Here is a 13,963-nt window from a genome sequence, read left to right as displayed (position 1 = left end):
GGCCTCATTCTGGAGCAGGCCGGTAGGCCCCGAAGAAGATCGCGTTGAACAGCAGGCGCCGCGTGAAGGGCGCCTGCCCGCGGAAGACCGGATCGCCCGCCACCAGGATCACCGCGCCCAGGCCCAGCTTCTCGCGGAAGGCGTAGGCCGTCTGCTGGAGCTTGGCTTCCATGGCCTTGGGCACCAGGCCCGAGACCTTCAGCTCCTCCTTGCCGTAGCGCAGGGGGTTCTCGCCGCCGGGGCTCAGCTCGAGGATGGGATCGCTGGTGTCCAGCACCGCGGCGGTGCCATCGGTGTGGAGGCCCCAGGCCAGGGGGTGGCTGCCGTCCACCTGCACCTTCAGGAAGGCGCCGGGGATGCTCTCCTCCAGGGCCCGTTCCTCGCGCTTGTCCCAGGGCCGCACCAGCTCGGCGGGATCGGCCTTGGGCGCCTCGCGCTTGGGATCCTTCTCCTTGAGCCGGGCTTCCTCGGCAGCCTTGGCCAGCAGGTGGTAGCCCGTGGGGGTGAGGCCCGCGCGGGAGGCGTAGGCCGCGCCGCCCTGGAAGGCCAGGAGGCTGCCGCCCTCGGTGATCCAGGCCTTCAGCTTGGTGGCGCCGCCCTCGCCGAGGGTCTGCTGCCAGGCCTTGCCCTGGGCGCCGTCATCCACCACGACCACATGGGTGAAGCGCGCCAGCGGAACGGCGCCGAAGCGGTCGGCCCGCAGCTGCACGAAGGGCAGGCCCGCCTCGGTGAGGGTGTGGGCCACGGCGCCGAAGGCCATGGGATTGGCGGGGCGGTCCATGAGCACGGCGATGCGCGGCGTGCGGAGGATCAGGGCACGGTTGGAGCCCAGATCGGGCCCGGCGTCCATCTGGGCGGTGTCCACGGCGACCACGGGATGCTGGTTCTCCCGGGCGAGGGCCTGCAGGCGTCCGGAGAGGGCTTCCGGGTTCGTGCGCCGGGGCAGGACGAGGGTGCCTGGCCCGAAGCGCTGGCCCTTGAAGGTGGCGGCTTCCGCCAGGGCCGTGGCGTGGAAGCCCTCCCGGAGCAGGGCCGCCAGCGTGCGCTCGGTGCCCTCCTGACCCCCGGGGAGGAGGTAGCCCCAGGCGGCGGGGGGAATGACGTTCTCCGCGGCGGCCGTAGGAGGTGTGGAGCGCTCCGTGCCGACCTTGGGGCGCAGCTTCGCCCGCCAGGCGGGCACGTGGAAGGCCAGGGGGAGGCTCCAGGCGGTGAGGTCGTAGGTGGGCTTGGGCCCCATGTGGGCCTCGCCTTCGAGCAGGGCCTGGGCCAGGGCGCCCCGGGGCTGGTCGAGGGGCACCAGATAGCTACCGGGGGGCAGGCCGGGAGCCTTCGCGAGGCCGATGGATTCCAGGCCGGCCGTGGCGACGGCAGCCGTGGTGCGCAGCACTTCGATGCCGTTGCGGCCCAGCAGGTCCACCAGGGCGCGCGTCCGGCCCGGATCCGCCCCCTCGGCCAGCAGGAAGGCCCCGGCGCGGTCGCCCTGGGCCACGCGCTCGCGGCGGGCCCGCTGGAAATCCCAGAGCAGGGCCTGATGCTCGGCCGCGGCGGTGGCCACGGTGGCCAGGCTGGCGGCCACGTGGCGCTGGATGCGGCCTTCGAGGGTGAGGAGCTCGCCATCCTGGCGCTTGTAGGCGGGGCCGCCCTGGCCGGCCACTTCGAAGGTCATGCCCACGGCGCCCTGGAAGGTGGGCCAGGAATCCCCGTAGCCGGGATAGAAGAGGTCGAACACGTCGCGGCTGAAGTAGGCCCAGCCGTGGGCGTCGAAGGCCCGCGCCACGCGCTGGCCGAAGGCGGCCTGCCAGCGGCCGGAGAAGGCCTCCGGCAGCGCCTCGTGGATGGGCTGCATGGTGGGTGGGAAGTAGTAGGTGGCCTCGGCCCACATCTCGTGGTGGTCCGCTAGCACCTGGGGGTTCCAGCGCAGGAAGGCGGCGGTCTTGGCGCGGGACTCGCCCTGGGTCTGCCAGGCCCAGTCCCGGTTCAGGTCGAAGAGCCGGTGGTTGAACCGGCCGCTGGGCCAGCGGGTGGTGTTCTGCGCGTCCATGGGATCGCTGGTGCCGAAGGGTGTGGCCGCTTCCGCCACCGCCTGGAGATGCCGGGCCTGGCCATCGGGGTCCTGCGTGAGATCCATGAGGAGCACCACGCGCTCGAGCTGCTTCAGCACCTCGGGGGACCGCCCGGCGGCGAAGTGGTAGGCCACGGCCAGCGCCGCCTCGGAACCCGATGCCTCGGAGCCGTGGACCGAGTAGCCCAGCCACACGAAGGCGGGGTTGGTCTCCGCGATGCGGTGGGCTTCGTCCTCGCTGCAGGTCCGCGGATCCGCGAGCTTGGCATTGAGGGCCTGGAGCTCATCCAGGCGTTGCAGGTTTTCCGGCGAACTGATGACGAGGAAGGGCTGCTCGCGGCCCTCCTCGGTGACGTTCAGGGTGAGGAGCTTCACGCGGTCCGGCGCGGCGGCGGCCAGGGCGCGGACGTAGGCCAGCAGGGCGTGGTGGGGGGTGTAGCGGGCGCCAAGATCCGGTTGGGGCACTTCCGGGCGGTGGTCGCCCGCGGGCAGCAGGCCGGGGGGCAGGCCCGCCAGCAGGGGCGCCAGGGAGAACAGGGCGGGCAGCAGGCGCCGGGCCGGGAAGGCCATGGTCAATCCAGGGCCAGGAAGGCAGGGCCGGCCTGGGTGATGGACCCGGCACCGAACGTGATGAGCAGATCCCCGCTGCGGGTGAGGCGGCGCAGCACCTCCGGCAGGTCGTCCACGCGACCGGCGAGGTGGACCTCCTTCTGCCCGTGGGAACGGAGGGCCTCCACCACGGCCGCGCCGTCAACCCCCTGGATGGGGGGCTCGCCGGCGGGATAGATGTCGGTGACGACCACGGAATCCGCCTCGAAGAACGCCGTGCCGAATTCGTCCAGCAGGGCCTTGGTGCGGCTGTAGCGGTGGGGCTGGAAGGCCGCCACGATGCGCCGGTCGGGGAAGCCCGCGCGGGCCGCCGCGAGGGTGGCAGCGATCTCCGTGGGGTGGTGCCCGTAGTCGTCCACCACCAGCACGCCGTTCTTCTCGCCCTTGAGGTGGAAGCGCCGGTCGGCGCCGGTGAACTCGGCCAGGCTGGTGCGGATGACTTCGCGCTCCACTTCGAGTTCGAGGGCGATGCCGATGGCGGCCAGGGCGTTCAGCACCATGTGGTGGCCGGGCACGCCCAGGCTGAAGGCGCCCAGATCCTCACCGTAGGCGCGGACCTTGAAGTGGGTGTGGAAGCCCTCCTGGCGGATCTCCTGGGCGCGGATGTCCACCTGGGGGTGGGTGCCGTAGGTGCGGACCTGGCGCTTCAGGCGCGGGCGCACGGCGGCGGCGTGGGGATCGTCCATGCAGAGGAACACCGAGCCGTAGAAGGGCACCTTGTTGGCGAAGGCCACGAAGGCATCCTGGATCTCCTCCAGATCCTTGTAGTGGTCCAGGTGCTCCCGGTCGATGTTGGTGATGGTGGCCAGGGTGGGGTTCAGCATGAGGAAGCTGCCGTCGCTCTCGTCGGCCTCGGCCACCAGGACGGGACCCTTGCCCAGCTTGGCGTTGCTGCCGATGGTGCCCAGCTTGCCGCCGATGACGATGGTGGGGTCGAGGCCGCCGTGGCTGAGCACCTGGGCGACCATGCTGGTGGTGGTGGTCTTCCCGTGGGAGCCCGCCACCGCAACGCCGTATTTCATGCGCATCAGCTCCGCCAGCATCTCTCCCCGGGGGATCACCGGCACCTTGGCGGCATGGGCGGCCACGACTTCAGGGTTGTCACCCTTCACGGCCGAGGAGATGACCACCACCTGGGCGCCTTCGATGGCCTCGCTCTGGTGGCCCAGGTGCACCGTGATGCCCAGGCTGCGCAGGCGCTGGGTGACGGCGCTCTCCTTGAGATCCGAGCCGGAGACCTTGTGACCCAGGTTGGCGAGCACCTCGGCGATGCCGGACATCCCGATACCGCCGATGCCCACGAAATGGATATGCTGGATCTTGCCGAACACCTTGAGGCCCCCATGTTTAGACGCCGTCAGAATAACCCAGGCACTGGCATGGCTCTGGCTTGATAATGGTGTTCCACCGGAACCAAGGGGGTGTGCGATGAGGTTCCAGAGTCCGCAATTCCGAGCTGCAGCGGTCTTATCTGGTCTGATTCTGGCCTCGGCCCTCTGTGGCGCTCCGCCACAGCAGTCGCGGAGCCGTGGCGCAATGCCACAGCCGATGCGTTCCCTGGGCGAACGGCCGTCCCCCGGGGTTTCCCGCCAGGACAATCCGAGATCGGCACCCGATGCGGAGACCTCAGACCGGCTGGAACGCCGCCCGGGCACCTTCGCAGGTGGCGGGATCTCACGCCCGGCCGCGGCGCCCCGCGTGACCAGCCTGGCCCTCTATCCCGGCACCCGGACCGTGGTGCCCCCGGCCTGGGACCGGTGCACGGTGTTTCCCACCGCCTTCTACTGGCAGCGCCGGGACATCATCGGAGAGATCCAGTGGATTTCCCGGCGCGGGTTCCTCCCGGTGACAGCCATCGGGCCGAACGTGGATGAAATCAGCGACTACGTCCTCTACCCAGCCGGTTGGCGCGCCTACGGCGTATCCGTCCCGGCCGGCGGCACGGCCCAGTTCGAGGTCAACCACGCGAACCTGGGCTGGTTCCGGCTCATGCTGGTGGACAAGTGGGGCCAGCCCGGCCCGGGCATGCTCCAGGCGGCCATCGCCCACCAGCCTGTGCTCCTGACCTACAAGAACCCCGGCAAGGAGGCCACTGCGGTCTACATCATCGTGGATGATCCCGCCTGGTGGTCTGACGCCAGGAGCCCCTATACCCTGACCGTCCGCCGGGACTGGGATCCGGCTGCCGTGGACCTCAGCCAGGTCAAGATGGTGGCGGGTCTCTGGGGCGCCAGCCCCAGCGTCAGTGCCGAATTCCGTGGGCCCAGCCTGTCGGGACCGGCCGTCTTTCCACGCTAGCCAGGCAGTTCCCCGGTGCAGAAACGGCCCCGAATGGGGCCGCTTCTGCGTGAAGCCTCGCCTTACAGCCAGGGACAGGCGCCCGTCACCTGCATGCGGAACGCCCGCGAATCCACGGTGAGTTCCGCGCGGTCGCGCTCGGCCACGGGTTCGCCGTCCAGGTGCCAGGGCAGGGGGCGCTCCAGGCGCAAGGTGGCGCGGCGCAGGCGGCCCTCCTGGCGCAGGGGCGTGTGGCCGCCCTCCCGGAACAGCGAGGGGGCCTCCGTCAGCAGATCGAACCACGACGGCCGCGCCAGCGTGGCCCACTGGAGGCAGCCGTCGGTGGGATCGGCGGCCGGAGCGATCCACACGCCACCGCCATAGGTCGGAAGGTTGGCAAAGCAGAGGCTCCAGGCGGTGGTCGGCAGACCGGTGCCAGGGGCATGGAAGGCGGCACGGATGCGTTCGATCCGCCCCTTGGCGGAGGGCATGGGCTCCTGTTCGGCATCCCACGTCAGGGCGGCGGCGGGCCAGGTGCGCCAGAGGTGCCAGCAGGCCCGGGCGTAGGTGGTGAACCCGCGGCCGGGCAGGGCGTCGAAGCGGTGGGCCACGGCGGCCTCGAAGCCCGTGCCGCAGACGTTCATGAAGGGGGCCCCGTCGAGGCGGGGCAGGTCCATCCGCAGTTCCCGGCCCTCCAGCAGGCGCTGCAGTGCGCCCGCAGGCTCCAGGGGCGTGCGGAGGCCCCGGGCCAGGCCGTTGCCGCTGCCGCCGGGGATGGCGCCGAGGGGGACTGGACAGCCGCGGTCGATCAGGGCCTTCGCCGCGTGGTGGATGGTGCCGTCCCCGCCCCACACCAGCAGCGGGCCCTCGAGGCGGATGGCCTGGGCGATGGCCGGTTCGAAATCCCAGGGCGGGCCGAAGGGGGTGGGCTCAACCCGGTCCCGCAGATCCTTCGGGAGCGGCCGCAGCAGGGCATCCGGATCCTTCGGCGAGGTGCCCGAGGCCGGGTTGAAGAGGATCGGAAGCTTCATGGCTGGAACCTCGTCGGGGGGGCTTCCAGCCTCAGATCCTCACCCGTGACTGGGTGCTTCAGTCCCAGCCGCCAGGCGTGGAGCCAGAGGCGATCCGAGGGCGCGCCGCCATACAGGGTGTCGCCCAGGACCGGCCGGCCCAGGTGGGCCAGGTGGACGCGGATCTGATGGGTGCGGCCGGTGTGGATGCGGGCCACGAGGTAATGGCCGGGCATCAGGCCGGCCGTTTCCTCCGCCGTGGCCGGGCGGAAATCCGTGCGGGCGGACTTGGGATCCAGGAGGTCGCCCGCGCAGCCGAAGCGGCCTGGATCCGCGCCCCGCAGGCGGCCGATGGGGGCCTCCACCACGCAGGCGTCCAGGGGTTCGGAAACCCGCACCAGGTAGAGCTTCTCCAGATCCCGGCCCGCGAACGCGGCGGCGAGACCGGCGTTGGCCTTCGCATGCTTCGCCAACACCAGCAGGCCCGAGGTGCCCTGGTCCAGGCGGTGGTGCAGGAACAGCTTCAGGTCCGGCCGCTGGGTCTTCAGCAGGGCCAGGAGGTCGTGGCGGTCCGTGGCCCAGGTGCCCTGGGTGGCCAGGCCCGCAGGCTTGTCCACGGCGAGGATCCATTCGTCCTCGTAGACGATGGGGATGGCCGTGGTCGGCACAGGCGGCAGATCGGGATCGAAGGCCACGCGGATCTCGAGGCCGGGTTTCACCAGCTTGCCCGCCACCTTCACGCGCTTGCGGTCCACCTGCACGCCGCCCAGCTTCAGGGCCTCGCGGGCCGCCCGGCGCGACAGCTCGGTGCGCTTGGCGATGAGCTGATCCAGGCGCAACTCTGCGTCCTCGGGGTCCACGGTGAAGGTCCATTTTTTCAGTGCCATCTCCCCAGGGTAGCCGGGCCGCGGGATTGCCTCAAAAAGCGAGGCAATTCGGCGATTTGTTTGGCATCCTCATGGGTGGAGGCTCCCATGATCCGAATGCTTCGCGCCGGGCTGCTGATGGCCCTGGCAGTGCTCGCCAGTGCTGCCGATCTCCCCGTGTCCGGCTTCACCCTGAAGCCCGGGTCCACGGGCCAGGCCCAGGACCTGCGTCTGGTGGCGGTTCCGGCGGGTTCCGAAGCCACGCTGGTCTCGGCCCCTGTGACGCTGAAGGTGGGCGAGCTGTATCGGCTCAGCGCCACCATCCGTGCCGAAGGGGTGAAGGCCGACGCGCTGGTGCGCTATCCCACGGCCCTGGGTGCCTGCCTCTCGATGGAAAGCTTCCCCTTCACCAACGCATCGCCCAGCGTGGCCGGGACCTCGACGCGCCAGGTGTCCGTGCTGTTCCTGGCCACGGCCCCCACCGATCGCGTGCAGCTGCACCTGGGCCGCAACGGTCTGGCCACGGGCGCGGCACTCTTCAGCGGCGTCCGGCTTGAGAAGGTGGAGGACGTCACGGCCTTCATCCCCATGCAGACCGTGCGTTGGGCTGGCAAGGGCTTCCGCTACGAGATGGGGGGCTGGACCTTCCTGCACATCGAGGGCGCTCCCTACGCCCGGGGCCGCCAGCACGGCGAGCTCATGGCCGAGGAGATCGTGCGCTACATCACCAAGCTCGGCGTGCTGAAGAACACGGCTGATCCCGTCCAGGGGTGGGCCGACCAGCGCCAGTTGGCGGACGCGCTCTTCTTCCGCAAGTACGACGTAGAGTTCCTGGAGGAGATGAAGGGCATTGCCGACGGCGCGGTGAAGGCGGGCGCGAAGTTCCGGGGCCGGGACATCGACCTGCTCGACATCGTGACGCTGAACAGCGCCGTGGACATGAGCCAGCTGCGGGAGGGGCTCGCCCACGCCGCCCATCCCCTCAGCGGCCGCACCTTCATGACGGGCGAGGACGAGATGGCCAAGGGCGGGGAGGGCGATCACTGCTCGTCCTTCGTGGCCACCAGGGGCGCCACCAAGAGCGGGCGGTTCATCTTCACGCAGATGTTCATGTGGAACGGCTACACCGGCACCGAATGGAACGTGATGCTGGATGTGGCTCCCGAAAAGGGCCACCGCTTCGTGATGCAGACCTTCGCGGGGGGCATCCACAGCGGCACCGACTGGTACCTGAATGCGGCCGGTCTGGTGATGGGCGAGACCACCGTGGGCCAGACGCCCTTCAACGCTGATGGCACGCCTCAGAGCAACCGCATCCGCAAAGCCGCCCAGTACGCCTCCGGTATCGACGAGGCCACGGACCTTCTGTTCCGGCAGAACAACGGCCTCTACACCAACGACTGGACCATGGCCGACGCCAAGACCGACGAGGGTGCCTGCTTCCTGCTGGGTACGGCGAAGACCCGCCTGTGGCGCACGGGGACGAAAGACAAGCAGGCCGATACGCCGGGCAACCACAAGGACTTCATCTGGGCCAACAACAACAACCGGGACCTCGAGGTACGCAGCGAGTACGGCCCCAACCCCGACAGCGCCCCGGCGGATCTGGCCTTCAATACCTGGAACCGGGACATCGCCTTCCAGGAAGCCTTCAAGGCGTACGGCAAGACCGGCTTCGACATCGACATCGCCACCCGCCTGATGGCCACCAGCCCCATCAACCGGCCCCATGCCTGCGATGCCAAGCTCACCACGGCCGAGATGGCCGAGAAGCTCGTCTTCATCGCCCACCAGGGCAAGACCACGCAGCGCGAGAAGCTGGTGGGCGGCCGCTGGATCGCCGACCTGCCGGGTGCCACCCCGCACCTGACCCACGGGTATACAGCGTTCAGTCCCATCTGGGTGTCCGCGAAGCTCCAGGCGGCGAAGGCCTCCTGGAAAGAGGCAAAGGCGCCGAAGACTGCGCCCGCTCCCGATGTGTCGGGAGTGAAGGAGGCCTACAGCTACGATGCGCGGAAACTCTGGACCGGGACGATCAAGCCCGCGTCGGACGCCGACAACTGGTTCGTCAGCGGCTCAGCCGCCTACTGGCAGCAGCTGAAGCATCTGCCAACCCCCCCTGCGAAGGCTTATGACAGCCAGAGTGCGGTCCTGGCAGATCTCGCCACGCGCCACCTCTGGCTGGAGGTCAAGGAGGGCGTGAAGGCCCCCTTGGCCACCACCACGGACTACGGCCGTTATGGTGCCTACCAGATCCCCCGCATCCGCGGTGTCTTCGCGCTGCACCAGCTGCGCCTGCACCTGGGCAACGCGGCCTTCGCCAAGGCCATGCAGACCGTCCAGGGGCGCTTCAACGACAAAGCCGCCACCACGACTGAGCTTCTGAAGGCCCTGTCCGAGGGTGCTGGCAAGGATGTGGCGCCGATCCTGAAGCCCTGGCTCGAACGCGCCGATCTCCCGGCGCCAAAGATCCACGCCCGCGTCGAAAAGGCCGGCGAGGCCTACGCGGTGAAGCTCGACGTGGAGCAGGCGGGCTTCGCCTATCCCTTCGTGGCCTTCGTGAGCGTGGAAACGGAGCAGGGCGCGAAGCTGGAACGCATCGAGGTGAAGGGTGCCAAGGCCACCTTCAGCTTCCCCAGCCAGGCCCCCCCCACGCGCCTGGTGTTCAATGCTGGGAACGACGTTCCCACGCCCCGCGCCAACTTCTGGGTGCCGGGCAATGTGCTGGACGACTGGAGCGCCACGCTGCTGGTCTTCGGCACGGCCCGTGAAGTCGAGGCCCAGCGCACCCTCGCGCTGAACTACCGCGAGGTGCTGGCGGACAACATGACCGAGGTGCTGCTGCCCCTGAAGTCCGATGCCGAAGTGAGCGACGCCGATCTGGCTGCCAACGATCTGCTGGTCTTCGGCGGCCCCGCCGAGAATGGCCTTGCCGCGCGCCTCCAAGCCGAAGGCAAGCTGCCTTTCGAAGCGGGTTCCGGCTGGTTCAAGTGGCAGGGCCGCACCTATGGCCGGCTTGATGATGGCCTTCTGGCCGCCTTCCCGAACCCCTGGAATCCCAGGCGCATGTTGGTCTTCGTCCTCGCCAACAGCCGTGTCCAGCAGTGGGCCATGACGAAGACGGTGCCCCGGGGCCTTCCTGGCTGGGCCCTGTACCGGGGCGCCGAGGTGAAGGAGAAAGGGCAGGCTGGGGTCGAGGAGACGGTGGTGGCGCTCAGGCCCTGAGCCAGTCCGCGCCAAACCAGCGGGCAAGGCACACTGGATCCTGGATGGCTGCGCAGCACTAGCGCGCAATGCCCGGTTGATGGCCGGGTTGCGCGTTTGTCCGCAGCCACGCCAGGACTTCAGCAGCATTCTGGTCTGGCGGGAAAACGGGATAGAAAGCTTTCTCGATCCGCCCGTCGTGCGTGATCAGGGTCAGCCGCTTGAACAACTCCATCCCTGCCACCGGGAACGTCGGAAGCCGCAGGGTACTCTTGAGCTGCAACGAGCTGTCACTCAGCAGATGGAAGGGCAGGTGCAGCCGATCCCTGGCTTCGCGTTGATAATCGGTGGTCTGCGCACTCAATCCATACACACCAGCGTGCAACGCCGCAAGGTCCGCGTAGTGGTCGCGAAAGCCACAGGACTGCGGCGTGCACCCCCGGGCGCCGGGTATTCCATCCCAGCCGTCTGGCAGTGGGATGTCCGGCCGCCCTGTCAGCGGGTAGACATAGATGACCCAGCGGCCACTCAGCCCTGCCAGGTTGACGCTCGCACCATCGGTGCTGGCGAGTGTGAGCTTCGGGAGGAACAGGCCTTCGAGGTGGGCAGCGGCACCGTCATCGGTTGGCCTCGGAAGATCCTGGGGAAGGTGCGAAAGGTTGGTGTTCATGAAATCCCTCTGGTGTGAGATGCCCACGAAGCAAGCTGGCCAGACCCGCCTGCACCGAGAGGCTGAACGAAGCCGAGGACGCGAGAGAGGGCGGCAGGACCAGCAGGGGTCGAGTGGAGCAGGTGGGCTGGGCTCATCCGTGCGCTAACCGCCGTGACGCTGAATCCAACCGGAAGCCTCGCAACCTGGCTCGACGAGGAGCACTGGTTCATCCGGATCTGGCCACTCGAAGCGAGCGAGGTGGTCAAGCAGCCGCGCTTCGCTCAGCACCGGACGTGTTCCTTCCCGGAGCAGGTGGGAGCGGCGGGAAAGAGCCGCTTCCTCGCTGAGCGGGAACAGAAGAAGCCGTGGGGTCAACCCCGACTCGAGCGCCTGTTGCCGGAAGCGATCTCGGAGCCAGCGGTAGCAAAGGGTGTCGTCGACGATGACGGAGTGGCCACGGGAGGCCAGCGATCCCATCTCCGCCAGCAGGAGGCGCAGGGTTTCCGCCCAGACCGATTCCGGCGATCCTTCACCGCCGAAGGGCAGGCCCCGCTCGGCGTTGATCTGATCGGCCGAGAGAACCACGGCGCCAGTGAGCTTTGCCAGGGCGGAGGCGAAGGTGTTCTTGCCGGCAAGGGACGGACTGCAAAGCAGGTAGGCGATCTGGGGAGGTTTGGTCATGTGGCCCAACGATGGAGGCTAGCCGGCCCAGCCCGTGCCGGGAGGCTGAACGAAGTGAGGAAGACGAATGGAAGGGAAAAAGCGGAAGGCCCTGCAGGCGGCGGCTGGGCTGAGCCAGATGCCGGCCGGCGCGGGGAGCCCCCAGGGAAGGTACCAGGTCAACCGGAGGTAATTGAAGACGAGGCTGCCACGCTCACCCGCGAACGTGCGCGCCTGCCAGCAGCGCCTTCAGGCAGCCGAGCAGCACCTCGGTGGCTTCCTCTGGGTTGAGCAGCGCGGAGCTGACGAAGGCGCCATTGACCAGCACCGCGAGCTGGGCGGCCAGCTGGTCGGGGCGCGGCGTGTCCAGCCGCCTGGCGATGTCCTGCAGACGGCTTCGCAGCGCCTGCATGTGCCGCCGCGAGACTTCGCGGGCCGGGTGGTCCTGGTCGGCAAATTCGGCGGCCACGTTGATCTGGGGGCACCCGCGGTAGTTCGAGCGGGCCAGGCGTGCGCCGATCCAACGCATGTGGGCCTCCAGTTCGCCGGCGGGATCGTCCGGGTGCTGCCTGGCCACGCCGTCCCACAGGGCCCAGAACGCGAGATCCTCGCGCTCCAGGAAGGCGACGATGAGATCGTCCTTGGTGGGGAAGTAGCGATACAGGCTTGTCTTCGCGACCGCAGCCTCCTGCACGACCAGATCGACGCCGACGGCGCGCACGCCCCGCTGGTAGAAGAGGGTGGAGGCGGTGTCGAGGATGCGTTCGCGGACATCGGCCACCGGCTCGGCCGCTGCCCTCCCAGGGCGTCCAGGCCCGAGGGCGCGGCCGGCCGGTGCGGGACTTTGCGGGGAAGGATGAGTGGATCTAGGGCCCATGATTGACATGCTACAGACCTGTCTGTAATGTGTGAAGAACAGACAGGTCTGTATCTCATTTTGGAGGGTCCCATGCATGCCACAGCCCAGGACATCGCCGTGTTTGGCGCCAGCGGCCACACCGGTCAATTTGTCGTCCATGAAGCGCGGCGCCTGGGGCTGCCGGTGGTGGCGATCGGGCGCAGCCTGGCGCGGCTCGAAGCGGCGTTTCCTTCGGCAGTGACCCGGCGCGTGGCGGGGCTCGACGATCCGGCCAGCCTCGAGCGGGCCTTCATCGGCTGCGCGGTGGTCATCAACTGCGCCGGTCCGTTTCTCGACACTGCAGCGCCTCTGGCGCAGGCGGCGCTGCGGGCCGGCTGCCACTACATCGACGTGACGGCGGAGCAGGCTAGCGCCCGAGCCACTTTTGCCGACTTCGATGCACCCGCACGCGAAGCGGGCCGGGTGGTGATTCCGGCGGCCGGCTTTTATGGCGGCCTGGCCGACCTGCTGGCGAGCGCTCTGGCATCTGCCGGCTATATCGACGAGATCACGGTGGCGATTGCGCTCGACCGCTGGTGGCCCACCGCCGGTACGCGCAGGACCGGCGAGCGCAACCAGGTGCCCCGGGTGGTGGTGCAGGGCGGGTGCCTTGCGCCTCTGGTGCCGTCGGCGGAAGGATCGGACTGGACCTTCGCCCCGCCGCTGGGCGATCAGGCCATGGTCGAGCTGCCGTTCAGTGAGGTCATCACCATGGCGCAGCACCTGAAGGTCGGCACGATCCGCTCGCTCTTAAACCGCTCTGCGCTTGCCGACATCCGTGACGCCACGACGCCGCCGCCCACGGCCGTGGACGACAGCGAACGCTCGGCGCAGCGTTTCGAGCTGCAGGTGCGGCTCGTGCAAGGCTCCGCGACCAAGATGGCCAGTGCGCGTGGGCAGGACATCTATGCGGTGACAGCGCCCATCGTGATCCAAGCCGCCCTGCACCTGCTCTCCCCCTCGTACCGGCACAGCGGTGCGTTGGCGTTGGCCGAGGCGATCGATCCCGTTGAACTGTTGCGTGCGCTGCAAGGCCGGGCGCTGGAGCTGTCCGGAGACGCCTTGCCCGGCTGACGCCCGCCCGTCACCGTGGCTTTTTGACGATCGAGCGCTGGTTCTCTGTCACTGCGGCGAGGATGAGGCCTTTGAAAGCTTCGGCATCAAGCACTTCTCCCTCACGGATATCGATCGCACGACGCGTGTTCCCCTCCAAGCTGGAGTTGAAGATGCCCCGCGGGTCGTCCAGGGAAGCCCCTCGGGCGAAGGTCAGCTTGACGACCTGTTTGTAGGCCTCTCCCGTGCAGATGATGCCAGCGCAGGACCACACCGGCACCCCCAATGGATTGCTGGGCTTCATCCACTTGCAATCCTCTTCTATGGTTGGGACCGCCTCGTGGATGAGGCGACGAATGTCCAGCAGGGTTTCGGCCCGCCAATCGCCAAGAGACCGGATCTTCTCGTCAACCTGGGGGGAAGGGGTGGAGGGGTTGCCAGGCGCTGCACTCGACCTGGCCTTCGTGCCTGTCTTTGGATTGCTGCTCTTGGGTTTAAGGGGCAAGGGTCATCCTCCAATTTCTGGTGATGCTCAACGAATGAGGCAAGCCGAGCCTCCGCGGCTGAAACCATCGACAGCGCGATTGGACAGCATGGTGTAGAGGGAAGGGCCCTGCCACCGGTGATCGGGTCTGGGATGAGCTGGAGGTCAGGCAGGGTGAGGGATCAGGT

The 13,963-nt window shown here is 68.7% G+C and carries 11 protein-coding genes; 3 read left to right on the top strand and 8 right to left on the bottom strand.

The features are described from left to right. Positions 1-4 precede the first annotated feature (4 nt). Together NOV65_RS04580 and murC are read right to left on the bottom strand one after the other, a co-directional pair. The gene (locus tag NOV65_RS04580; RefSeq protein WP_257304739.1) at positions 5-2,632 is read right to left on the bottom strand and encodes a M14 family zinc carboxypeptidase; all 2,628 of its coding nucleotides are present in this window, start codon (positions 2,630-2,632) and stop codon (positions 5-7) included. A gap of 2 nt (positions 2,633-2,634) precedes the next feature. After that, the gene (gene murC, locus NOV65_RS04575) at positions 2,635-4,002 is read right to left on the bottom strand and encodes a UDP-N-acetylmuramate--L-alanine ligase (RefSeq protein ID WP_257304738.1); all 1,368 of its coding nucleotides are present in this window, start codon (positions 4,000-4,002) and stop codon (positions 2,635-2,637) included. Between the two features lie 367 nt (positions 4,003-4,369). Between murC and NOV65_RS04570 the strand changes: the two genes are divergently transcribed. Next, positions 4,370-4,969 carry a hypothetical protein gene (locus NOV65_RS04570; protein WP_257304737.1) on the top strand — a complete coding sequence of 200 codons (600 nt, stop codon included), beginning with the start codon at positions 4,370-4,372 and terminating at the stop codon, positions 4,967-4,969. A gap of 62 nt (positions 4,970-5,031) precedes the next feature. On the opposite strand, the gene NOV65_RS04565 is transcribed toward NOV65_RS04570, so the two are convergent. Both NOV65_RS04565 and NOV65_RS04560 read right to left on the bottom strand, forming a co-directional pair. Then, a complete protein-coding gene (locus NOV65_RS04565; protein WP_257304736.1) occupies positions 5,032-5,979 on the bottom strand; it encodes a diacylglycerol/lipid kinase family protein in 948 nt (315 codons plus the stop codon). Next, positions 5,976-6,845 (bottom strand): RluA family pseudouridine synthase, encoded by an 870-nt coding sequence (locus NOV65_RS04560; protein ID WP_257304735.1) that lies wholly within the window; start codon positions 6,843-6,845, stop codon positions 5,976-5,978. The genes NOV65_RS04565 and NOV65_RS04560 overlap by 4 nt, the downstream gene beginning before the upstream one ends. Before the next feature lie 87 nt (positions 6,846-6,932). Between NOV65_RS04560 and NOV65_RS04555 the strand changes: the two genes are divergently transcribed. Next, positions 6,933-10,049, top strand: a complete 3,117-nt coding sequence (locus tag NOV65_RS04555; protein ID WP_257304734.1) for a C45 family autoproteolytic acyltransferase/hydrolase — start codon at positions 6,933-6,935, stop codon at positions 10,047-10,049. Between the two features lie 58 nt (positions 10,050-10,107). On the opposite strand, the gene NOV65_RS04550 is transcribed toward NOV65_RS04555, so the two are convergent. The 3 genes from NOV65_RS04550 to NOV65_RS04540 form a co-directional block, all read right to left on the bottom strand. Then, on the bottom strand, positions 10,108-10,698 hold the full coding sequence (locus tag NOV65_RS04550; protein ID WP_257304733.1) for a peroxiredoxin: 591 nt from the start codon (positions 10,696-10,698) through the stop codon (positions 10,108-10,110). A 144-nt stretch (positions 10,699-10,842) separates the two neighbouring features. Beyond that, positions 10,843-11,361 (bottom strand): P-loop nucleotide/nucleoside kinase family protein, encoded by a 519-nt coding sequence (locus tag NOV65_RS04545; RefSeq protein WP_257304732.1) that lies wholly within the window; start codon positions 11,359-11,361, stop codon positions 10,843-10,845. A gap of 193 nt (positions 11,362-11,554) precedes the next feature. Beyond that, the gene (locus NOV65_RS04540; protein WP_257304731.1) at positions 11,555-12,121 is read right to left on the bottom strand and encodes a TetR/AcrR family transcriptional regulator; all 567 of its coding nucleotides are present in this window, start codon (positions 12,119-12,121) and stop codon (positions 11,555-11,557) included. A 168-nt stretch (positions 12,122-12,289) separates the two neighbouring features. On the opposite strand from NOV65_RS04540, the gene NOV65_RS04535 reads away from it, so the two are divergent. Then, positions 12,290-13,312, top strand: coding sequence for a saccharopine dehydrogenase NADP-binding domain-containing protein (locus tag NOV65_RS04535; RefSeq protein WP_257304730.1), 1,023 nt, complete (start codon positions 12,290-12,292; stop codon positions 13,310-13,312). Between the two features lie 10 nt (positions 13,313-13,322). Here NOV65_RS04535 and NOV65_RS04530 read toward each other — a convergent pair whose 3' ends face one another. After that, positions 13,323-13,796: a DUF1801 domain-containing protein gene (locus tag NOV65_RS04530; RefSeq protein ID WP_257304728.1), complete on the bottom strand. Its 474-nt coding sequence runs from the start codon at positions 13,794-13,796 to the stop codon at positions 13,323-13,325. Between the last annotated feature and the right edge of the window lie 167 nt (positions 13,797-13,963).

Source organism: Geothrix campi (genome assembly GCF_024609265.1).
In the GTDB taxonomy this organism is placed as follows: domain Bacteria; phylum Acidobacteriota; class Holophagae; order Holophagales; family Holophagaceae; genus Geothrix; species Geothrix campi.
This window is presented reverse-complemented; position numbering and strand designations above follow the sequence as displayed.